Raw genomic sequence first — 18,829 nt, forward strand, 5'->3', positions numbered from 1 at the left:
AGCCAGTCAATTGTGCCCGGGAGGAGCGATGTCATTCAATATGAAGGCGGCCGATCTCGACGCGTATCTCGGCAAGCCTATCGCTAAAATTTGCGACCGGGGCTATCACCCGGACGCTGAAAATCATTGCGCACATTTCGTCAGTCACGCGCTCGGCATCACGATCGGGACGCTATGCGGCGATATGAACTACGCCACTCGGCATACCGGTGCGACAATTCGTGTCAACGAGCTTTATAACGGCCTCCGTTCGCGGGGCCCGTGGGACAACCGACCGCCTGGCACGGACGGGCTTCTGATCTTCGTTACCGATGCCAACCGAAACATGATCAATAACAGGATGGGCCAAGGCCCTCAAAAGCATGTCGGCATCTGCTATATGGGGAAAATTTGGAATTATAGTAATGGGCGCCACGCGGTCGTGAGAGACGCTTCCGTCGAATCCTTTCATTTGAAATTTAAGCGCACATATCATGGCACGAGCATCTCGCTCTATTTTGGAGAGGTCCCATGATGCGCTGGCTCATCGGCATCGGCGTTATCGCCATGGCGATCCACGGTGCGTTTGCGGCAGACCAGACTAAAACGCGACCGGCCCGCCCGGATCCGATCACGGCGATTCGTCCGCTACAGGAATTGATGGCGATTTCGACGAGCATGGTGGGCAAGGACTCGCTTTGCACCGATGCGACGCAACCCGACCAGCAGATCGCGGTTGGGCAGATTCTCGCCCAGGCATTCGCCTATCAGGTCGATGGCCGAAACGTCGTGACGGGCCGTTGCGAAACGGCCGGCGACGGCATGTGTGAAGTCTTTATCCGCCACGCGAAAGGCGAAGACGTCTGGGAGAAACACCTGGTTTTCCGGTCGATCGGCGGGAAGGCGGACGTTGCAACGCTGCAATGCCGCGACGCAGGCTGATGAGAGGCCGGTCAGGTGTCGGAAGCGCATACCACCCAGGCCGACGCGGGGACGGACCCGGGTCCGATGATCGGAGGCGGGTCGCCGGGCGTCGGCGGGTGGTTGACGGAATCGGCAGCGCGGGGATCGCGCTGCGGGCGGCTCAGCGGAACAGCGTCCAGAGATCGCTGCGGCCGAGACCCATGTCGGCGAGCAGACGGTCGTCAAGGCCGCTCAGATGCTCGACCATGCGGGCGCGCTCGACGCGGGCCAGCACGTGGCGATAGGCCGCGAGCAGCAGATGGATGGGGCCGCCGGACTGGCCGGGCAGCGTGGTGGACAAGGTAGCAGCAGTGCTCATCTTTCATCCCCCCTTTGGGATGAGGGTCGAACCCGTCAGGCCGCCGGGTGGCGCCGGACAGGGCGTCCGCGGGTTACGCGGCGCGCTGTTCGACGTGGTTGTTGGCGGCGACGGGGCCGTTGGCGGTGAAGACCGGGCGGGCTTCGGCGGCGAGATCGGCCTTCGGGCTGACGACGAACGGGATGTCGGCGCGGCGCAGGCCGATGTCGGCGAGCGAGCGGTCGTCCATCGAATAAAGCTCGTTCAGGACGCGGTGACGTTCCTGCCAAGCACGAAAGCCGCGGACGGCGGCCGAGACGAGAGCGATCATGGAAGTTCCTCCGAAAGGATATTTGCGACTTCAATTATGTCGCACTGCACAAAATAGGCACCTTTCAGCCCGGTGGCAGAGGGTCTAACGCACGCCAGCTCTCGGACAAGTGCATGCCGCATTGCAATAATGCGGTAAGAATCAGGAGTCTTGTGCCGCAATCCTGCGGCCTCTAGCCTCTCGCGGTCGGCAATGGTGCCGGCATGTCGCTAAGTTGACGGTGCTATGATGCAAAAGAAGGATTGTCGGCTGACCTATCAAGGGGATGCCGTTTTGGCGGGTCTGCTCGCCAAGGCGGGCTCCGTTTACACGGTCGCCGAGATCCGATCCCTCATCGCGGGCGTGCTGGGCTCGGCCGAAGAGCGCGATCCGGAGGCCTGGTGCGTGCTGGTCGCGGCCGACCCGTCGCCGGCGCTCGTGGCCCAGCTGCTGGCGCTCAGGGATGACATCGCGCACGACGAGGCGCCCGAGCCGATCGACGCCGGTACTTACGCGCGGCGGCTTGCCGCCGTGCGTGCCGGCTGTGCCAGGCTCGGCATCGATGGGTTCCTGGTGCCGCGCGCCGATGAATTCCAGAACGAATATGTCCCGGCCGCCAACGAGCGCCTGCAATGGCTGACCGGCTTCAAGGGCTCGGCCGGCAACGCGATCGTGCTGGCCGACCGGGCGGCGATCTTCGTCGACGGCCGCTACACGGTGCAGGTCCGGGCCGAGGTCGACGGCGCGCTCTATGAATATCGCCATCTCATCACCGAGCCGCCGGAGGAATGGCTGGCGACGGCGCTCAAGCCCGGTCAGCGCTTCGGCTATGACGCCTGGCTCTTGACGCCCGCCCAGGTCGAGAAGCTCAAGACCGGTGTCGCCCGGGCCGGCGCCGAGCTGGTCGCGGTCGCGTCCAACCCGGTCGATGCCGCCTGGGAGCGCCGGCCCGCGGCCCCGCTCGGGCCGGTCCGGTCGCACGCGCTCGAATTCTCCGGCAAGTCATCCGCCGACAAGCGGCGCGAGATCGGCGAGGCGCTGGCCGCTGAAAAACGCGATGCGACCGTGCTGACCATGGCCGACAGCCTCGCCTGGCTCTTGAACATCCGCGGTGCCGACGCGCCGCATACGCCGCTGGCACTCGGTCTCGCCATCCTCGACAAGGAGGGCCAGGTCGATCTGTTCATCGACCGGCGCAAGCTGGTGCCTGGCGTCGAGGCCCACCTCGGCAACAGTGTCGCCGTGCGGCCGATGGCCGAATTCGGCCCGGCCTTGGACGCGCTCACTGGCAAGACCGTGCAGGTCGACCCGGCGACGACGGCCGCCTGGGTGTTCGACCGGCTGGAGCAGGCAGGCGCCACGATGGTGCGCGCCGCCGATCCCTGCAAGCTGCCGAAGGCGCTGAAGAACCCGGTCGAGCTCGAGGGCAGCCGCCGTGCCCATCGGCGCGATGCGGGCGCGATGGTCCATTTCCTCGCCTGGCTCTCGGCTGAGGCGCCCAAGGGGGGGCTGACCGAGATCGCGGTCTCGGACCAGCTCGAGGCGTTCCGCGCGGCAGGCGACCGGTTCCGCGACCTGTCGTTCCCGTCGATCTCGGCGGCCGGCCCGAACGCAGCGCTGCCGCACTATCGCGCGGCAGCGGCGACGGAGCGCCCGCTCGAGCCGGGCACGCTCTATCTGATCGATTCCGGCGCGCAATATCTCGACGGCACGACCGACATCACCCGGACAGTCGCGATCGGCGAGCCGACGGCCGAGATGAAGGACCGCTACACCCGCGTGCTCAAGGGCCATATCGGGCTCGCCATGGCGCGCTTCCCGAAGGGCACGACGGGCGGCGCGCTCGACGTGCTGGCGCGCCTGCCGCTCTGGCAGGCCGGCGTCAATTTCGACCACGGCACCGGCCACGGCGTCGGCAGCTACCTCGGCGTCCACGAAGGGCCGCAGCGCATCGCCCAGTTCGCCGATACCCAGGCGCTGATGCCGGGCATGATCATCTCGAACGAGCCCGGCTACTATAAGGAAGGCCATTACGGCATTCGCATCGAGAACCTGATCGTCGTGACCGAGCTCGACCTGCCGGGGGCGGAGCGCGAGATGCGCGGCTTCGAGACGATCACCTTCTGCCCGATCGACCGCACGCCGATCGAGCTTTCGCTCATGACCGCGGACGAGATCGCCTGGCTCGACGCCTATCACGCCAAGACGCGCGAGGTCGTCATGCCGCAGATCGAGGACCCGGCGACGCGCGCCTGGCTCGAAGCGGCGACGACGCCGCTCGGGGCCTGACCTTCGGGGCCTGGGCCTGAGCCTCAGGGCCGCAAGCCCAACCCCAGGGCCGCGGCCAGCAGGGGGATGGTGGCGAACAGCCCCCATTCGGCCGTGAGCCAGCGCCGGGCGGCGGCGAGCTCGTCGTCCGGCACGCCGCCCTGCCGGCGCCAGGCCAGGATCTTGAGCGTCGGCGGCACGGACAACAGGGCGACGCCGAAGAAGGCGGCGATCTTGGCCCAGAACACCGGGTTGTCCGCGTAATAGCCCCAGCCCCGGACGCCCCAGACCGCCCGGCTGAATCCGATCGCCAGCACGAGCAGCGCCACGAGGCCGTAGGCCCGATCGAGCGCGGCCAGGCGCCAGAGGTCGCGGGCCGTGAGCCCGGGCCGCATCAGCGCCGTTTCGGCCGCCAGGATGATCACAAGGCTGAAGACCGCGAGATGGTGCGCAATCGCCAGGAGATACGCGAGCAGCATCGGATTGGCTCCGTCAACAGATATTGACGGCGTCAAGATTGTGATCGAAACTGTGCGCTGTCAAGTTTTATCTGTGCATTGTCAAGATTTGGTGAGATGGCCAAGGACACCTATCATCACGGCAATCTGCGCGCGGCGCTGCTGAATGCCGCGCTCAATGCGCTCAAGGACGAGCCGCCGGCGAAGCTCAGCCTGCGGCAACTGGCGGGCTGTCTCGGCGTCAGCGCCAATGCGCCGTACGCTCATTTCGCGAGCAAGGACGATTTGCTGGACGCGCTCCGGCGCGAGGGCTTCGTCGAACTCAAGTCTGAGATGGCCGACGCCTTGGCGGTGGCGGGGTCCGGACGCTCGGTCGAACTGGCCGCACTCGGCCGGGCCTACCTGCGTTTCGGCCGCGAGAAGCCGCATCTCTACGCGCTGATGTTCGCCGAGGGGCCGGTGCCGTCGGAGGCGACGGCGTCGGCCGCGACCGACAGCTTCGCCTTGCTGCGCCAGACGGTCGAAGGGCTGGGCACGGACCCGGATCTGGCCCATTTCGCCTGGGCGCTCGTCCATGGCCTGGTGACGCTCGACGCAGCGGGTCAGCTCGAGCCGCTGGGCGCCGCCCCGATCGAGGATCTGGCGCCGCGGCTGGCCCAGATCCTGATCGGGACTCGCTAGAACCTAAGACCGCTCGAGGCCCAACCCCTCGTCGATCCAGCCGGTGAGGCCGCCGATCATCTCCTTCACCGGCCGGCCGAGCTCGGCGAGCTTGATCGCCGCCTTGTTGGCGCCGTTGCAGTGCGGGCCGGCGCAATAGACCACGAACAGGGTCTCCGGCGGATATTCCGCGAGCCGGGCGGCGCCGATCATGCGGGTCGGGATGTTGATCGCACCCGGCACGTGGCCCGCGGCATAGAGCACTGGCGTGCGCACGTCCAGCAGCACGAAATCGGGCTCCTCCCGGGTCAGCGCGTAATGCACATCGGAACAGTCGGTCTCGAACGACAGCCGGCGGCCGAAATGGGCAAGGGCGGCGTCGGGCGTGGCGGCAGGCGCACGGGAAACGGTCGTGGGCATGGGGGGCCTCTTGGCTGCTGCGGAATGCGAGCGGGAGCATCTACCGAGCCGCCGAGCTTGAAAACTGGCGGAAACGCCAAGTATCGTGAAGATCATGCCAAAGTTGCCACCGCTCCCGAACCGCGACGTCGCCGCCGTTGCCTATGACGGGCTCTGCACGTTCGAATTCGGCATCGCGGTCGAACTGTTCGGCCTGCCGCGGCCGGAGCTGGCCGACTGGTATCGTTTCCGCATCTGTGCCGCCGAACCGGGACCGCTGCGGGCGATCGGCGGCTTCGTGATCAGTGCGGAGGGCGGGTTCGACGCGCTCGAGGCCGCAGGCACGATCATCGTGCCCGGCTGGCGCGATATCGCCGAGCCGCCGCCCGAACCTCTGCTCGCCAGCCTGCGCCGGGCACATGCAAACGGCGCCCGTCTCGTCTCGATCTGCTCCGGCGTGTTCGTGCTGGCGGCGACCGGCCTGCTCGCCGGCCGGCGCGCCACGACCCATTGGCGCTATACCGACGCACTGGCGCGCGCCCATCCCGCGATCCGCATCGAGCCCGACGTGCTCTATGTCGACGAGGGGCAGATCATGACCTCGGCCGGCAGTGCTGCCGGGCTCGACCTGGGCCTGCACCTGATCCGGCGCGACTTCGGGCCGGCTGTGGCGAACCAGGTGGCGCGACGTCTCGTCATCCCGCCCCATCGCGACGGCGGACAGGCGCAATTCGTCGACCGCCCGGTCCAGGCCGAAGGAGCCGCCCTCGCCGGCCTGTTCGACTGGATCCGCGCCAACCTGACTGAGGATCTCTCGGTGGCACGCCTTGCCGCGCGGGCGCACATGAGCGAGCGCACCTTCCTGCGCCGCTTCGCCGCCGCGACCGGTGCGACGCCCGCCGACTGGGTCACTGCTGCCCGGCTCGCGCGCGCCCGCGAGCTGCTCGAGGGCTCGGATCTCTCGGTCGAGCGCATCGCGAGCGAAAGCGGCTTCGGCACGGCCGACACGCTGCGCCACCACTTCCGCACCCGGCTCAAGACGAGCCCGCAGCGCTATCGGGACCGCTTCCTCCTCGCCTGACTGCATAGCCACGATTTGTGCAATGCAAAAAACGCCGTTGAAAGCGGCAGGGGAGCTGCTACGTTTTCTATGTTGCATCGCAACATCTGAGCGGTCTGCATAAGCTCGTCGGGATGGAAACGCCTTGTCATGAGGAGTTTGACATGAGCATTTCCTTCAAGTCCGCCCCCGCCGTTTCTCTGGCGCCCGCCGCGACGTCGGGCCGTCTCACCCAGTTCCGCGAATTGGTCGGGCTCTGGGTCCAGCGCATGCGCGAACGGGCCGAGCTCGCCCAGTGCGACGAGCGCGATCTGCTCGACATGGGCGTTTCGCGCGCGACCGCGCTCGCCGAAATCCGCAAGCCGTTCTGGCGGGAATAAGCCCGTCCTATTCCGCCGCCGCCGTTGCCGCCCTCGGACGCAACGGCAGCAGCAGGATGAGTGCCACTGTCGCCAGCACGCCCGCCGCGCCGAACACGTCGGCGGATGGGATGCGCGTCACGAACGGTGCCGTCAGGGTCGGTGCCGCCGCCTGGGCCAGCAGCACCGGGACCGCAAGCCAGCCGATGAGGGCGGCATAGCCCTCCGCGCCGAAGATCGCGAGCGGCAGGGTGCCGCGATTGATCGTCATGATGCCGTTGCTCATGCCGTAGAGCACGGCGAACAGGCAGGCCGCCACCGCGGGGCCGGCAATCGGGCTGCCCCAGATCAGCACGATGATGCCGATCGGCGCCAGCGACGCGCCCAGGGCCGCGCGGCCGATCAGGCCGAACCGCCCGCCCGACGACCATTCCAAGAGCCGTCCTGCCACCTGGCCGGGCCCGATCAGCGCCGAGGCTGCGACGGCTTCGCCGGGCGAGAGCCCCATGCCGCCCAGCAGCGGCAGGATCGCGACGGCAAGCGCCGACGTCACGAACCAGCGCAGCGTGAAGAAGCCCATGAGGCAGGCGAGCATGCCGCGCCGCGGACCGACTGTGGCCGCGGCCCGTTGTGCCGTCCGATCCGCCACGATCGTCGGGCGCGGCACCATCATGAGGACGATCGGCAGGTTGACCACGAGTTCGGCCGCGGCATAGACGATGAGCGTGCCGCGCCAGCCGATCGTCGCGGTCAGATAGGCGCCGACAGGCCAGCCGATACTGCTGGCGAAGCCGCCCATCAGCGTGACACCGGTGATGGCCGGTGCCGCTCCCTTGCCCAGGATGCCGCCCAGGGTCGCGAACACGGCGTCATAGAGGCCGAGCGCCATGCCGATGCCGACGATGGTCCAGCCGGCGTACCAGAGGAGCGGGCCGTGCGCCGCGGCGAGCAGGCCGAGGCCGAGTGCCATGGCGAGGGCGCCCGCGGCCAGCGGCGCCCGCCCGCCGTGCCGTCCGATCCAGCGCCCGATGTGCGGGGCGCAGCAGCCCGCGGCAATGAGCGCCCAGGAAAAGGCCGCGAGCAAGCTACCCCGGCTCATGCCGAGTTCGGCCGCGGCCGGCTCGGCGATCACGGCCGGCATATAGAAGCTCACCGCCCAGGAAACGAGCTGGGTGGCACCCAGCGCGAAGGTGAACCGCCGAACTTTCCAGGCGTCCGCGGTCATGGGCGGGCGTCGGGCAGGGTCGTGTCGCCCGGGCCGAGGGTGCGCTGCATGAGCACGATGTCGAGCCAGCGGCCGTGCTTGAATCCGACGGACGTCATCGTGCCGACCACGCGGAAGCCGGCGCGCTCATGGACGCGGAGCGACGCCAGATTGGCGCTGTCGCCGACGACGGCGACCATCTGGCGGCGGCCCCTGGCCGTGCATTCGGCGATCAACGCCTCGAGCAGGCGCCGGCCGAAGCCCCGGCCGGCGGCGTCCGGCGCCAGATAGATCGAATCCTCGACCGTGTCGCCATAGGCGGGGCGCGGCCGATAGGGGCCGGCATAGGCATAGCCCAGCACGACGCCATCCAGCTCCAGCACCAGATGCGGCATGTCGCGCGCCAGCAGATCGGCGCGCCGGCGCGTCATTTCCGCCTCATCGGGCGGCTCGGTCTCGAACGAGGCGGAGCCGTAGAGCACATGGTGGCGATAGATCGCCGTGATGGCGGCCATGTCGGCCGCGCGGCTCGGGCGGATCAGGGAGTTGTCCAGGGCTTTGTGGTCGGCAACTTCGTGGTAGGCGGCTTCGGGCATTGATCGGGACCTGGCGCAGAAATCGTTTTCGACCGGTCAAGGCTGCGCTGTTCACGGTTTCGTGAGAAGAAAAACTTTCCGATACCGTGCATCAGAATTATTTTCCCTTATGCCCTCACCCAGCCTGCGTCAGTTCCGCATCTTCCTGGCCGCGATCGAGACCGGCAGCGTCACCGCCGCGGCCCGGGCGCTTAACGTCACGCAGCCGGCCGCGAGCCAGCAATTGCGCGAGCTCGAGAAGATTCTGGGCACGCGGCTGCTTGTCCGGGCCGGCGGTCGTGTGGCGCCAACCACGGCCGGCGCGGCGCTCGTCGGCCCGGCGGGCCGGGTGCAGGCCGCGGTCGACGAGGCAGTGGCGGTGGTCGCTGCCCATCGGGCCGGCGACACGGGGCGCATCCGGCTCGGCACCGGGGCGACCGCCTGCATCTATCTCCTGCCGCCGGTGCTGGCCGCCGTGAAGCGGCGCATGCCCGGGCTCGAAATCATCATCGCGACCGGCAACAGCGAGGACATGCTGGAACGGCTCGAGGCGGGCGACCTCGACGTGGCGCTCGCGACCATGCCCGGCAGCGTCGGCCGCTCGCTCGCCGCGACCCGCGTGCTGGAGGATCCGATGGTGGCGCTGGTGCCGGAGTCGCTGGCCCCGGCAGCGCCGGTCCTGACGCCGGCCGACCTCGCGGCCCTGCCGCTCATCCTCTACGAGCCGGGCGGCACGACGCGCAGCGTGATCGACGGCTGGTTCCGCCAGGGCGGCATCCGGGCGCGACCGATCATGGAGCTGGGCAGCATCGAGGCGATCAAGATGCTGGTCGGCAGCGGCCTCGGCGCCTCGGTGATGCCGGCGCTGGCCTTGCCCGAGCCGATCGCCGGCACGGTCGTGCGCCCGCTCGCCCCGGCCGCCTCGCGCGATGTCGGCTACGTGCTGCGCCGCTCGCAGGTCATGGACCGGGGCTTGCGCCTGTTCGTCGAGGAACTGGGCCGAGCGGTGCCTGTTTCTTTGGCTCGCCCTACTTCTTCGGGTCCAGCGTCAGCGCCGCCGAGTTGATGCAATAGCGCAGGCCCGTCGGGCCCGGGCCGTCCGGGAAGACGTGGCCCAGATGCCCCTCGCAGCGGCTGCACAGCACCTCATGGCGCACCATGCCGTGGCTGCGGTCGAGCTCGATCTCGACGGCCGGCTGCTCCGTCGGTGCCGTGAAGCTCGGCCAGCCGCAGTGGGAATCGAACTTCGTGTCGGACTGGAACAGTTCCTGGCCGCAGCCGGCGCAGCGATAGACGCCCTCGGCCTTGGTATCGTTATATTCACCGGTGAAGGGCCGCTCGGTCCCCTTCTGGCGCAGCACGCGATATTGCTCCGGCGTGAGTTCCTGGCGCCATTCGGCGTCGCTCTTCCGGATCTTGTCGACCATGACTGGTCACTCCCTCTTCAGTGCCGCTTCCAGCTCCGTGAGATGGGGGGCGAGCGCCGCCTTCGCCAGCCGCTCCATGTCACGATATCGCGAGATCACCGTCTCGCCGAACGGCGTCACCTGGGCACCGCCGCCCGCCTTGCCGCCGAGCTTCGTCGCCACCACGGGCTCGCGGAACATGTTGTTGAGCGCCGCGACCAGCAGCCAGGCCCGCCGATAGGACATGTCCATGGCGCGACCCGCCGCCGCGATCGAGCCCGTCTCGGCCAAAAGCTCGAGGAGCCGGATCTTGCCGGGGCCGATCGCCTCGTCCGGGCCGAAATCGATGCGCAGGGTGAGGCGCGTCATGGCTTCAGGCCACCAGCGCCTGATAGACGAGGCTGCGATAGAGCCGCCAATAGTCGGTGAACTCGTTCGGCTGCTGGATCAGCATGAGGGCGATCAGCCGCTCCTTGGGGTCGATCCAGAACTGGGTGCCGGCGAGCCCGCCCCAGGAATAGTCGCCGGCGCTGCCCGGCATGTCGCTCTCGCCGTCGGTGAGCCGGATCGAGAAGCCCAGGCCGAAGCCGTGGCCGGGGCCCAGAAGATAGCGGCCGGTGCTGTTGTCGCGCCGTCTCGCGCCCAGATGGTCCGTCGTCATGTAGGCGACGGTCTTCCGGCCGAGGATGCGCGTGCCGTCGAGGGCGCCGCCAGCGAGCAGCATGGTTGAGAAGCGCAGGTAGTCGGCCGCGGTCGAGACCATGCCGCCGCCGCCCGACAGCATGAGCGGCGGCTCGGTCACCTTGCGCAGCTTCGGCAGCTTGCCGGTGCCGTCGGCGACCGGCTCGGCCAGGCGGTGATGGTCAGCGGGCGGCACGAAGAAGCCGGTATCGGCCATGCCGAGCGGGCCGGTGATCTCCGCCTTGATGAAGGCGTCGAGCGTCTGGCCCGTCACGATCTCGATGACCCGGCCCAGCACGTCGGTCGAATAGCCATATTCGAACACTTCGCCCGGCTGGTGAGCCAAGGGCAGGCGACCCAGGCGATCGACCTTTTCGGCCAGCGTCTCGCGCGTCGTCGAGATCTCGGCCTCGCGATAAAGCCGTTTTACCGGCGTCGTCTCGAACAGCTGGTCATAGATGAGGCCCGAGGTATGGCGCAGCAGGTCCTGGATCGTCGCCGGCCGGCGGATGCGCTCGAGCTTGAGGTCCGACGAGCCGGGCTCGGTCACCGCCACCTGCTGGTTCGAAAAGCTCGGCAGGTATTTCGCGACCGGGTCCATGAGCAGCATCTGCCCGCGCTCGGCCAGGATCATGGCGGCGACGCTGACGATCGGCTTGGTCATGGAATAGATGCGGAAAATCGCGTCCTTGGCCATGGCGTCGCCCGCCGCCTTGTCGCGATAGCCCACCGCCTCGAAATAGGCGGTCTCGCCATGGCGCAGGATCGCCGCGACCGCGCCGCCGATCCGGCCTTGCGCCACACCCGCCTCGAAGGCGGTGGTGATGCGCTCCAGGCGCTCGGCGGAAAAGCCCAGGCTGTCGGAAGTCATGCGGTACTCCTTCATGTCCCTCTACCGCTTCGCGGGAGAGGGTCGGGACGTCACCCGATCAAGGCGAGGAAATCGTCTTCGCTGATGGTTGCTACACCCAGTTCCTGCGCCTTTGCGGCCTTGGAGCCGGCGTCGGCGCCGACCACCACATAGTCGGTCTTGGCCGAGACGGAGCCGGTGACCTTGGCGCCGGCGGCTTCCGCGCGCGCCTTGGCCTCGCCGCGCGTCAGCTGGACCAGCGTCCCGGTGAAGACGACGGTCTTGCCGTCGAGCACGCCGCCCTCGCGCGCGGCGAGAACGAACGGCTCGACCGTCTCGAGCTCGCCCAGGAGATCGTCGACCGCCGCCCGGTTGTTCTCCTCGATGAAGAAGTCGGTCAGGTCCTTCGCCGTGTCGCCGCCGATGCCGTCGATGTTCATGAGCTCGCGGTAGGCGTCGCTCTCCGGATCGGCCGCAGCGCTCATCGCCTCCCGCCAATGGTCGAGCGTCCGATAATGCTTCGCCATCAGCCGGGCCGTGGTCTGGCCGACCTGGCGGATGCCGAGCGCCAGGATGAAGCGGTCGAGCGGGATGATCTTGCGCGCCTCGATCGACTTCAAGAGCTTCGAGATCGACAGTTCCTTCCAGCCCTCGCGCCCTTCGATGTCAGAAGCCTTGAGGCGGAAAATGTCGGCCGGCGTCTTGATGAGCCCGGCCTCGTGGAACTCGACGACGGTCTTCCAGCCGAGGCCCTCGATGTCGAACGCGTCGCGGCTGACAAAATGCCGCAGCCGCTCGACCGCCTGGGCCTCGCAGACCAGACCGCCGGTGCAGAAGCGCTTGGCCTCGCCCGGCTCGCGCACGGCGGCACTGTGGCAGATCGGGCATTCGGTCGGCGGCTGCCACGGCTCGGCGCCTTCCGGCCGCAGGTCCGGCACGACCGAGACGATCTGCGGGATGACGTCGCCGGCGCGCTGGACCACGACCATGTCGCCGATCCGGATGTCTTTGTCGGCGATGTAATCCTCATTGTGCAGCGTGGCGCGGCCGACCATGACGCCGCCGACATTGATCGGCGTCAGCTCGGCGACCGGTGTCAAGGCGCCGGTGCGACCGACCTGGAGCGTGATACCGTTCAGCCTCGTGCGCGCCTGCTCCGGCGGGAACTTGTGTGCGATCGCCCAGCGCGGCGCGCGCGAGACGAAGCCCAGGCGCTGCTGCAGGTCAAGCCGGTTGACCTTGTAGACGATGCCGTCGATCGAGAAGCCCAGCGTGGCGCGGGCATTGCCGATGTCCTCGTAGAAGGCGAGCATCTCGTCGACCGAGCGGCAGAGCCGGCTCGGCTCGTTCAGGCTGAAGCCGAAGCCTGCGAGCGCCTGGCGCGCCTCCTCCTGCGTCGCGCCCAGCGGCTGGCTCACCTCGCCCCAGGCATAGCCGAAGAAGCGCAGCGGCCGCGACCTGGTGATGGCCGGGTCGAGCTGGCGCAAGCTGCCGGCCGCGGCGTTGCGCGGGTTGGCGAACAGCTTGCCGCCGGCCTCCTGCTGGCGTTCGTTCAAGGCCATGAAATCCGCGTCGGTCATATAGACCTCGCCGCGCACCTCCAGAATGTCGGGAGCGGCACCCTTGAGCCGTTGCGGCACATTCTCGATGGTGCGGACGTTGGCGGTGACGTCCTCGCCCTCCTGCCCGTCGCCGCGCGTCGCCGCCTGGACCAGCTGGCCCTTCTCGTAGCGCAGAGAACAGCTCAAGCCGTCGATCTTGAGCTCAGCCACGACCTCGAGCGCCTGGTTCGGATCGGCGCGCAGCTCGGCCAGGAAGTTGCGCACGCTGTCGACGAAACCCTCGACATCCTCGCGGCTGAAGGCGTTGCCGAGCGACAGCATGGGGATGGCGTGGCGCACTTTGCCGAAGCCGGCCGCCGGGGTGGCGCCGACCCGGTTCGTCGGGCTGTCGGCGCGGATCAGCTCTGGGAAGCGTGCCTCGAGTTCCTGCAACCGGTGGAAGAGAGCGTCATATTCGGCGTCGGAGATCTCGGGCGCGTCCTCGGCGTGATAGCGCTCGCCGTGATAGTCGATCGCCGCCGCCAGGTCGGCCATGGCCGCCGCGGCTTCCTCCTCGGTCAGGGCCGCGCTGTCGATCGAGAGGTGACGGATGGCGGGCGCGGTCATGTCTTCTCCGAAGCGGGACGGACGAGCCCTTTCCTCTAGCGCGAAGCGGCAGGACGGAGAAGGGGTCTCCGCGTAACCTCCCGAAGGGCCCATCAGATTTCGCCATCGGCAGATTTTTCTGTCGGCATGGCCGCAGCCGTGCTGAGTTAGGCCGATGCCGATATTGCCTGCCCCCCCAGACGAAACGACGCCCGTCCCGATCGAACGCATTTCGCTGCCGCGCCTGCTCGTCTATCTGCTGGCGGCGACGGTCCTGGTCGTGACCTGCGGCGGCTTGGTGATCGGAGCCGACCGTCTGCTGTTTGGCTCCAGTGCGGCGCCCGATTCGATCTGGTTATGGCTCACCTATGCGGCGCTCGCCCTCGCCGTGCTCGCGGCCTACGGGCTGCACGGCCGCTTCGTCGAGCGCCGACCGCGCCGGGAGCTGGCGCTGCGGCCGGCACTCAGGGAAACGGCCACAGGGACGGCGATCGGTATCGGCTTCGTGGCGCTGCTGGTGCTCGTGCTGGCCGCCGCGGGCGGCTACCGCATTGCAGGCTGGCGCAGCCCGGTCGAGATGGCGATGCCCAGCCTGATGGCGATCGGGGCGGCCCTGATGGAGGAGGTGCTGGCCCGCGGCTTCGTGCTGGGGCTCCTCGAGCGCTGGGCCGGCAGCTGGGTGGCGCTGGTACTCTCGGCCGTGCTGTTCGGCGCGGCCCATCTCGACAATCCGGGGGCGGGCGCCTGGCCGATCACGGCGCTGACGCTCGGCGCAGGTTTGGCGCTCGGCGCTGCCTATCTTGCGACCCGGCGGCTCTGGCTGCCGATCGGCCTGCATTTCGGCTGGAACTTCGGCCAGAGCGCCCTCTTCGGCCTGCTCGATTCCGGCACGTCCTTCCCGAGCCTGATCGATGCCCGGGTCGAGGGCCCGGCCTGGCTCACCGGCGGGGCCTTCGGGCCGGAGGCCTCGCTGCCTGGGTTCGTGCTCTGGCTGCTGTTCGGCCTGTTCTTGCTGACGCGTGCCGTCGGTGCCGGGCGGCTTCTGCCCCGACGCCGGGCACCTGCCGTGGAGGTGCCATGCTGACGCTCGCCGCGGCGACCCAGATCATCGACATGGCGCTTGCTGAAGGCCGGCGCCGCAACTTGCAGCCGCTGACCGTGGCCGTGCTCGATGCCGGGGGCCATCTGGTGGCGCTGAAGCGCGAGGATGGGTCGAGCCTGCTGCGGCCACAGATCGCGACCGCCAAGGCCTGGGGCACGCTCGGCATGGGCTTCGGCAGCCGCGAGCTCGCCCGCCGGGCGGCCGGCAACCCGGCGTTCTTCGCGACGCTGACCGAGCTCGCCGGCGGCAACATGGTGCCGGTGCTGGGCGGGGTGCTGATCCGCGATCAGGCCGGCCGCATCCTGGGTGCGGTCGGCATCAGCGGCGATCGGTCGGACCAGGACGAGGCTTGCGCGCTCGCCGGCATCGCGGCGGCGGGCTTGGTCGCCGATCCCGGCGGCGAGATGCCGGCTTAGGCGGCGCCGGCCGCGAGCAGGCTCTGCGCCGCGGCGCGCGCTTCTTCGGTGATGCTGGCGCCGGACAGCATGCGGGCGATCTCCTCGCGCCGCTCGGCTTCGTCCAGGCTTTCGACCCGGGTCACGGTCGTGTCCTTGGCCTGGTTCTTGGCGACGCGCCAATGATGGCGACCGCGGGCGGCCACTTGCGGGCTGTGGGTCACGACCAGCACCTGCAGCTCTTGGCCGAGGCGGGCGAGCCGCTCGCCGACGGCGGCCGCGACAGCGCCGCCGATGCCGCTGTCGACTTCGTCGAACACGATGGTCGGCACGCTCGACACGCGCGCCAGCACGACCTTGAGCGCCAGGAGGAAACGCGACAGCTCGCCGCCGGACGCGATCTTGGTCATCGGCCCGGGCGCGGCACCAGGGTTGGTTGCGACCTCGAACGCCACGCGCTCGGCGCCGTCGGCGCCCCAGTCGTCGGGTGCCAACGGCGCGATCGTGGTCGAGAAGCGCGCCCGGTCGAGCTTGAGCGGCGCCAGCTCCGCCTGCACCGCCCGGTCGAGCTTCTGGGCCGCACCCTGGCGCAGCCGGGTCAGCCGCTCGGCCGCCGCCGTGTAGCGGGCGCGCGCCTCCGCCTCGTCCTTGGCGAGCCGCTTCAGCCCGGCCTCGCCGTCCTCAAGCATGCCGAGGCGCCGGGCGATGTCGTCGCGCAGGTCGGCAAGCCCATCGACCGCGACGCCATGCTTGCGGGCGAGGGCCCGCAGGTTGAAGAGCCGCTCCTCGACGCTCTCGAGATCGCCGTCGCGCTCGTGGTCGCGCATCGCCTGGTCGAGGGCGGCGCGCGCCTCCTCGGTCTCGACCAGCGCCCGCTCGAGCGCCGCGATGGCGCCGTCGAGCACGCCGCCGGCCTTGTCGCGCACGCGCTCAAGCGCGCGGGCCGCGACGTTGAGCGCATGGTCCGCCCCGCGCTCGCCCGCCAGCTCCTGGGCCGCGGCCGTCATCGCCTCGGCCACCTGGGCGCTGTGCATGAGGCGCGCGCGCTGTTCAGCGAGCAGCGTTTCCTCGCCCGGCTGCGGCTTCAGCGCATCAAGCTCGCTCAGCGCATGACGCAGATATTCCTCGTCGGCCGCGGCCTTGGTCCGTGCCGCCTTGGCCGCTTCACGCGCGTCGCGGGCCCCGCGCCAGGCCTGCCAGGCGGTGCGCACCGCGTCACCCATGTCGCGTGCGCCGGCGAAGGCGTCCAAGAGCGTGCGATGGTTGGCCGGGTCCATGAGGCCGCGCTGCTCGAACTGGCCCTGGATCTCGACCAGCGTGTCGCCCAGCTGCTTCAGCAGGCCGACGCCGACCGGCTGGTCGTTGACGAAGCCGCGCGAGCGGCCGTCGGCGCCCAAAACCCGGCGCAGAACGAGCGTGTCCTCCGCGTCGATGCCTTGCTCGGTGAGGATGGCGCGCGCGGCATGGCCGGGCCCGATGTCGAATTCGGCGGCAACGATCGCCTGCTGGGCCCCGCGCCGGACGAGGCCGCTCTCGGCGCGCATGCCGAGCGCCAGACCGAGCGCGTCAAGCAGGATCGACTTGCCGGCACCGGTCTCGCCGGTCAGCACCGAAAGATGCGCGGGAAAGGCCAGATCCAGCCGCTCGATCAGAACGACGTCGCGGATCGTCAGGCTCAAGAGCATGGGGCGGGCGACACGCAGGGCGGCTTCATGGCACGGCCGACCATACAGGCGAACGATGACGGGAGCTAGCGGCGGCGCATGGGCGCGCCGCCCCCGGCCAGGCGAAAGGGGATCAGACGATCGAGGGTCAGAAGATCGAGCTGAAGGTCCGGCTGAACCAGCCGGGCTTGCTGTCTTCGGCCACGACCCGGCGGCCGCCGACCAGGTCGTACGTGTCCTGGTACCATTCGCTGTCCGGGTAATTGTAACCCAGCACCGCCGCGGTCTGCTTGGCTTCCTCGTTGAGGCCGACAGCGGTGTAGCATTCGGCGAGGCGGGCCAAAGCCTCCGGCACGTGGCTCGTCGTCTGGTAGTCGCCGATCACCTTGCGGAAGCGATTGATGGCCGCGACATACTGGCCCTGCCGCTCGTAATAGCGGCCGATCTCCATCTCCTTGCCGGCCAGATGGTCGCGCGTCAGGTCGAGCTTGAGCCGCGCGTCGCGGGCGTAGCGCGAGTCGGGGAAGCGGGTGACGACATCGTCGAGCGCCTTCAGGGCCAACTCGGTGTCGTGCTGGTCGCGCTGCACGTCGACGATCTGCTCATAGTACGAGATCGCCTTGATGTAATAGGCGTAGGCAACGTCGCGATGGCCGGGATGCAGCTGGATGAAGCGGTCCGCGGCGGTGATGGCGTCGTCGTACTTGCCGGCCTGGTACTGGACGTAGGCCTGCATCAGCTGCGCCTTGGTCGCCCAGACCGAATAGGGATGCTGCCGCTCGACCTCGTCGAACAGCTTGCCGGCAGCGGCCCAACGCTGATCGGCCATCTGGTCGACGGCGTCGTTGTACAGCACCTCGACCGGCTGGTCCTTGTAGGCGTCCGTGCTCACATCGGAGCATCCGGCGAGGCCCAGCCCGCACACCAGAGCAAGGGCGGCCAGAACGCGGCCGGTCCGAAGTCTCAGCATCCCGCTACATGGTCCTTACATTGACGCCCGGCGGTCTCGACCCGCCGGCAGAAGCGGGTCTCTTAGCACAGTCATCCGGCTTCCGCGAGCGCCGCGGCGGAGTGCCGCGCCTCGGCGCCAGAAAACCATTCGGGCGGAAACCGTTCAGGCGGTGGCGCGCGCCGGTTCCTGCCAGGCGTCGATCGGCTGGGCGTCCGCCAGCGTCACGTAGCACCAGGCCTCATCGTCGGCGAAGAGGGCCTCGAGCGCCCGGCGATTGAGCGCGTGGCTCGACCGGATACCCTCGAACCGGCCGATGAGCGGGTTGCCGGCCAGATAAAGGTCGCCGATCGCATCGAGCGCCTTGTGGCGCACGAATTCGTCCGGATAGCGCAGGCCGCCGTCGTTCAGCACCTCGTCGCCATCGATCACGATGGCGTTGTCGAGCGAGCCGCCACGCGCCAGGCCCGCGGCACGCAGCTGGTCGACCTCGGCCAGGAAGCCGAAGGTGCGGGCGCGGCTGATCTCGCTCTTGAACGTGCCCGGATCGACCGTGACGCGGGTCGACTGGCGAGCGATGGCCTTGCTCGCGAAGTCGATGGTGAAATCGACCGAGAAGCCCTCGCCCGGCGCAAGCGTCACGGATGCCTGGCCCTGCTCGATACGGACCGGCTTCAGCACCTTGACGAAACGGCGCGGCGCCAGTTGCTCGATCGTGCCGGCGCATTCGATCAGGAAGACGAACGGTGCCGCCGACCCATCCATGATCGGCACTTCCGGCCCGATGATGTCGATGATCGCATTGTCGATGGCGCAGCCGGCGAGCGCCGACATCAGATGCTCGACCGTCATGATCGAGATGCCCTTGTCGTCAGTCAGCGGCGTGCACAGCGCAGACTCGACCGAGCGGCGCCAGTCCGCCGGGATTTCCACCGGTGCGCCCTCGACGTCCAGGCGGCGGAACACGATGCCAGTGTTCGCCGGCGCCGGGCGGAGGGTGATCGCAGCCTTGACGCCACTGTGCAGCCCGACCCCCGTGCAGTGGATCGGCGCCTTCAGCGTCTTCTGCAGAACGGCACCCTTGTGAAACATGACGAAACCT

Annotated in this window: 22 protein-coding genes; 9 read left to right on the forward strand and 13 right to left on the reverse strand. The window is 68.8% G+C overall.

Going from position 1 to position 18,829, the window contains the following annotated elements; translation table 11 throughout:
* Window positions 1-28 precede the first annotated feature (28 nt).
* Window positions 29-514 carry a hypothetical protein gene (locus IEY58_RS11860; protein ID WP_189045886.1) on the forward strand — a complete coding sequence of 162 codons (486 nt, stop codon included), beginning with the start codon at window positions 29-31 and terminating at the stop codon, window positions 512-514.
* The gene (locus tag IEY58_RS11865; RefSeq protein WP_189045888.1) at window positions 511-921 is read left to right on the forward strand and encodes a hypothetical protein; all 411 of its coding nucleotides are present in this window, start codon (window positions 511-513) and stop codon (window positions 919-921) included. The genes IEY58_RS11860 and IEY58_RS11865 overlap by 4 nt, the downstream gene beginning before the upstream one ends.
* Window positions 922-1,063: 142 nt before the next feature.
* On the opposite strand, the gene IEY58_RS11870 is transcribed toward IEY58_RS11865, so the two are convergent.
* Together IEY58_RS11870 and IEY58_RS11875 are read right to left on the reverse strand one after the other, a co-directional pair.
* Window positions 1,064-1,261, reverse strand: coding sequence for a DUF1127 domain-containing protein (locus IEY58_RS11870; protein ID WP_189045890.1), 198 nt, complete (start codon window positions 1,259-1,261; stop codon window positions 1,064-1,066).
* Window positions 1,262-1,334: 73 nt separating this feature from the next.
* Complete coding sequence (locus tag IEY58_RS11875; RefSeq protein ID WP_189045892.1) at window positions 1,335-1,571, reverse strand: DUF1127 domain-containing protein; 237 nt, start codon at window positions 1,569-1,571, stop codon at window positions 1,335-1,337.
* Window positions 1,572-1,844: 273 nt separating this feature from the next.
* On the opposite strand from IEY58_RS11875, the gene IEY58_RS11880 reads away from it, so the two are divergent.
* Window positions 1,845-3,839 carry an aminopeptidase P family protein gene (locus IEY58_RS11880; RefSeq protein ID WP_308422417.1) on the forward strand — a complete coding sequence of 665 codons (1,995 nt, stop codon included), beginning with the start codon at window positions 1,845-1,847 and terminating at the stop codon, window positions 3,837-3,839.
* Between the two features lie 23 nt (window positions 3,840-3,862).
* Here IEY58_RS11880 and IEY58_RS11885 read toward each other — a convergent pair whose 3' ends face one another.
* Entirely contained in the window at window positions 3,863-4,297 is a 435-nt protein-coding gene (locus tag IEY58_RS11885) for a DUF2214 family protein (RefSeq protein WP_229743665.1), read from the reverse strand.
* Between the two features lie 96 nt (window positions 4,298-4,393).
* Here IEY58_RS11885 and IEY58_RS11890 point away from each other — a divergent pair, with 96 nt between their 5' ends.
* Window positions 4,394-4,957: a TetR-like C-terminal domain-containing protein gene (locus IEY58_RS11890; protein ID WP_189045894.1), complete on the forward strand. Its 564-nt coding sequence runs from the start codon at window positions 4,394-4,396 to the stop codon at window positions 4,955-4,957.
* A 3-nt stretch (window positions 4,958-4,960) separates the two neighbouring features.
* Here IEY58_RS11890 and IEY58_RS11895 read toward each other — a convergent pair whose 3' ends face one another.
* The gene (locus IEY58_RS11895) at window positions 4,961-5,356 is read right to left on the reverse strand and encodes a rhodanese-like domain-containing protein (RefSeq protein WP_189045896.1); all 396 of its coding nucleotides are present in this window, start codon (window positions 5,354-5,356) and stop codon (window positions 4,961-4,963) included.
* A gap of 94 nt (window positions 5,357-5,450) precedes the next feature.
* Here IEY58_RS11895 and ftrA point away from each other — a divergent pair, with 94 nt between their 5' ends.
* Together ftrA and IEY58_RS11905 are read left to right on the forward strand one after the other, a co-directional pair.
* Entirely contained in the window at window positions 5,451-6,416 is a 966-nt protein-coding gene (gene ftrA, locus IEY58_RS11900) for a transcriptional regulator FtrA (protein WP_189045897.1), read from the forward strand.
* A gap of 143 nt (window positions 6,417-6,559) precedes the next feature.
* A complete protein-coding gene (locus IEY58_RS11905) occupies window positions 6,560-6,775 on the forward strand; it encodes a DUF1127 domain-containing protein (RefSeq protein WP_189045899.1) in 216 nt (71 codons plus the stop codon).
* Between the two features lie 7 nt (window positions 6,776-6,782).
* Here IEY58_RS11905 and IEY58_RS11910 read toward each other — a convergent pair whose 3' ends face one another.
* Both IEY58_RS11910 and IEY58_RS11915 read right to left on the reverse strand, forming a co-directional pair.
* Window positions 6,783-7,979, reverse strand: coding sequence for an MFS transporter (locus tag IEY58_RS11910; protein ID WP_189045901.1), 1,197 nt, complete (start codon window positions 7,977-7,979; stop codon window positions 6,783-6,785).
* Window positions 7,976-8,554 (reverse strand): GNAT family N-acetyltransferase, encoded by a 579-nt coding sequence (locus IEY58_RS11915; protein ID WP_189045903.1) that lies wholly within the window; start codon window positions 8,552-8,554, stop codon window positions 7,976-7,978. The genes IEY58_RS11910 and IEY58_RS11915 overlap by 4 nt, the downstream gene beginning before the upstream one ends.
* A 109-nt stretch (window positions 8,555-8,663) precedes the next feature.
* On the opposite strand from IEY58_RS11915, the gene IEY58_RS11920 reads away from it, so the two are divergent.
* On the forward strand, window positions 8,664-9,599 hold the full coding sequence (locus IEY58_RS11920) for a LysR family transcriptional regulator (RefSeq protein ID WP_189045905.1): 936 nt from the start codon (window positions 8,664-8,666) through the stop codon (window positions 9,597-9,599).
* Here the strand turns inward: IEY58_RS11920 and msrB are convergent.
* The 4 genes from msrB to ligA are packed head-to-tail and all read right to left on the reverse strand — an operon-like array spanning window position 9,562 to window position 13,638.
* The gene (msrB, locus tag IEY58_RS11925) at window positions 9,562-9,960 is read right to left on the reverse strand and encodes a peptide-methionine (R)-S-oxide reductase MsrB (RefSeq protein ID WP_189045907.1); all 399 of its coding nucleotides are present in this window, start codon (window positions 9,958-9,960) and stop codon (window positions 9,562-9,564) included. The genes IEY58_RS11920 and msrB overlap by 38 nt on opposite strands.
* A gap of 6 nt (window positions 9,961-9,966) precedes the next feature.
* Window positions 9,967-10,308: a winged helix-turn-helix domain-containing protein gene (locus IEY58_RS11930; RefSeq protein WP_189045909.1), complete on the reverse strand. Its 342-nt coding sequence runs from the start codon at window positions 10,306-10,308 to the stop codon at window positions 9,967-9,969.
* A gap of 4 nt (window positions 10,309-10,312) precedes the next feature.
* A complete protein-coding gene (locus IEY58_RS11935) occupies window positions 10,313-11,491 on the reverse strand; it encodes a serine hydrolase domain-containing protein (RefSeq protein WP_189045911.1) in 1,179 nt (392 codons plus the stop codon).
* Window positions 11,492-11,541: 50 nt separating this feature from the next.
* A complete protein-coding gene (gene ligA, locus IEY58_RS11940) occupies window positions 11,542-13,638 on the reverse strand; it encodes an NAD-dependent DNA ligase LigA (protein ID WP_189045913.1) in 2,097 nt (698 codons plus the stop codon).
* 163 nt (window positions 13,639-13,801) lie between these two features.
* On the opposite strand from ligA, the gene IEY58_RS11945 reads away from it, so the two are divergent.
* Window positions 13,802-14,701: a CPBP family intramembrane glutamic endopeptidase gene (locus tag IEY58_RS11945; RefSeq protein WP_189045915.1), complete on the forward strand. Its 900-nt coding sequence runs from the start codon at window positions 13,802-13,804 to the stop codon at window positions 14,699-14,701.
* A complete protein-coding gene (locus IEY58_RS11950) occupies window positions 14,695-15,135 on the forward strand; it encodes a GlcG/HbpS family heme-binding protein (RefSeq protein WP_189045917.1) in 441 nt (146 codons plus the stop codon). The genes IEY58_RS11945 and IEY58_RS11950 overlap by 7 nt, the downstream gene beginning before the upstream one ends.
* Here the strand turns inward: IEY58_RS11950 and recN are convergent.
* From recN to lpxC, 3 genes are all read right to left on the reverse strand, one after another.
* Complete coding sequence (recN, locus tag IEY58_RS11955; RefSeq protein WP_189045919.1) at window positions 15,132-16,799, reverse strand: DNA repair protein RecN; 1,668 nt, start codon at window positions 16,797-16,799, stop codon at window positions 15,132-15,134. The two genes, IEY58_RS11950 and recN, sit on opposite strands and share 4 nt — an antisense overlap.
* A 127-nt stretch (window positions 16,800-16,926) precedes the next feature.
* Entirely contained in the window at window positions 16,927-17,748 is an 822-nt protein-coding gene (locus tag IEY58_RS11960; protein WP_189045921.1) for an outer membrane protein assembly factor BamD, read from the reverse strand.
* 144 nt (window positions 17,749-17,892) lie between these two features.
* Complete coding sequence (gene lpxC / locus IEY58_RS11965; RefSeq protein ID WP_189045923.1) at window positions 17,893-18,819, reverse strand: UDP-3-O-acyl-N-acetylglucosamine deacetylase; 927 nt, start codon at window positions 18,817-18,819, stop codon at window positions 17,893-17,895.
* Between the last annotated feature and the right edge of the window lie 10 nt (window positions 18,820-18,829).

The organism is Aliidongia dinghuensis (assembly GCF_014643535.1).
GTDB classification, from domain to species: domain Bacteria; phylum Pseudomonadota; class Alphaproteobacteria; order ATCC43930; family CGMCC-115725; genus Aliidongia; species Aliidongia dinghuensis.

Excerpts from the sequence above, each read along its gene's own strand:
- IEY58_RS11860 (WP_189045886.1), top strand. The coding sequence starts at position 29 with ATGTCATTCAATATGAAGGCGGCCGATCTCGACGCGTATCTCGGCAAG.
- IEY58_RS11865 (WP_189045888.1), top strand. The coding sequence starts at position 511 with ATGATGCGCTGGCTCATCGGCATCGGCGTTATCGCCATGGCGATCCAC.
- IEY58_RS11870 (WP_189045890.1), bottom strand. The coding sequence starts at position 1,261 with ATGAGCACTGCTGCTACCTTGTCCACCACGCTGCCCGGCCAGTCCGGC.
- IEY58_RS11875 (WP_189045892.1), bottom strand. The coding sequence starts at position 1,571 with ATGATCGCTCTCGTCTCGGCCGCCGTCCGCGGCTTTCGTGCTTGGCAG.
- IEY58_RS11885 (WP_229743665.1), bottom strand. The coding sequence starts at position 4,297 with ATGCTGCTCGCGTATCTCCTGGCGATTGCGCACCATCTCGCGGTCTTC.
- IEY58_RS11890 (WP_189045894.1), top strand. The coding sequence starts at position 4,394 with ATGGCCAAGGACACCTATCATCACGGCAATCTGCGCGCGGCGCTGCTG.
- IEY58_RS11895 (WP_189045896.1), bottom strand. The coding sequence starts at position 5,356 with ATGCCCACGACCGTTTCCCGTGCGCCTGCCGCCACGCCCGACGCCGCC.
- ftrA (WP_189045897.1), top strand. The coding sequence starts at position 5,451 with ATGCCAAAGTTGCCACCGCTCCCGAACCGCGACGTCGCCGCCGTTGCC.
- IEY58_RS11905 (WP_189045899.1), top strand. The coding sequence starts at position 6,560 with ATGAGCATTTCCTTCAAGTCCGCCCCCGCCGTTTCTCTGGCGCCCGCC.
- IEY58_RS11910 (WP_189045901.1), bottom strand. The coding sequence starts at position 7,979 with ATGACCGCGGACGCCTGGAAAGTTCGGCGGTTCACCTTCGCGCTGGGT.
- IEY58_RS11915 (WP_189045903.1), bottom strand. The coding sequence starts at position 8,554 with ATGCCCGAAGCCGCCTACCACGAAGTTGCCGACCACAAAGCCCTGGAC.
- IEY58_RS11920 (WP_189045905.1), top strand. The coding sequence starts at position 8,664 with ATGCCCTCACCCAGCCTGCGTCAGTTCCGCATCTTCCTGGCCGCGATC.
- msrB (WP_189045907.1), bottom strand. The coding sequence starts at position 9,960 with ATGGTCGACAAGATCCGGAAGAGCGACGCCGAATGGCGCCAGGAACTC.
- IEY58_RS11930 (WP_189045909.1), bottom strand. The coding sequence starts at position 10,308 with ATGACGCGCCTCACCCTGCGCATCGATTTCGGCCCGGACGAGGCGATC.
- IEY58_RS11935 (WP_189045911.1), bottom strand. The coding sequence starts at position 11,491 with ATGACTTCCGACAGCCTGGGCTTTTCCGCCGAGCGCCTGGAGCGCATC.
- ligA (WP_189045913.1), bottom strand. The coding sequence starts at position 13,638 with ATGACCGCGCCCGCCATCCGTCACCTCTCGATCGACAGCGCGGCCCTG.
- IEY58_RS11950 (WP_189045917.1), top strand. The coding sequence starts at position 14,695 with ATGCTGACGCTCGCCGCGGCGACCCAGATCATCGACATGGCGCTTGCT.
- recN (WP_189045919.1), bottom strand. The coding sequence starts at position 16,799 with ATGCTCTTGAGCCTGACGATCCGCGACGTCGTTCTGATCGAGCGGCTG.
- IEY58_RS11960 (WP_189045921.1), bottom strand. The coding sequence starts at position 17,748 with ATGCTGAGACTTCGGACCGGCCGCGTTCTGGCCGCCCTTGCTCTGGTG.
- lpxC (WP_189045923.1), bottom strand. The coding sequence starts at position 18,819 with ATGTTTCACAAGGGTGCCGTTCTGCAGAAGACGCTGAAGGCGCCGATC.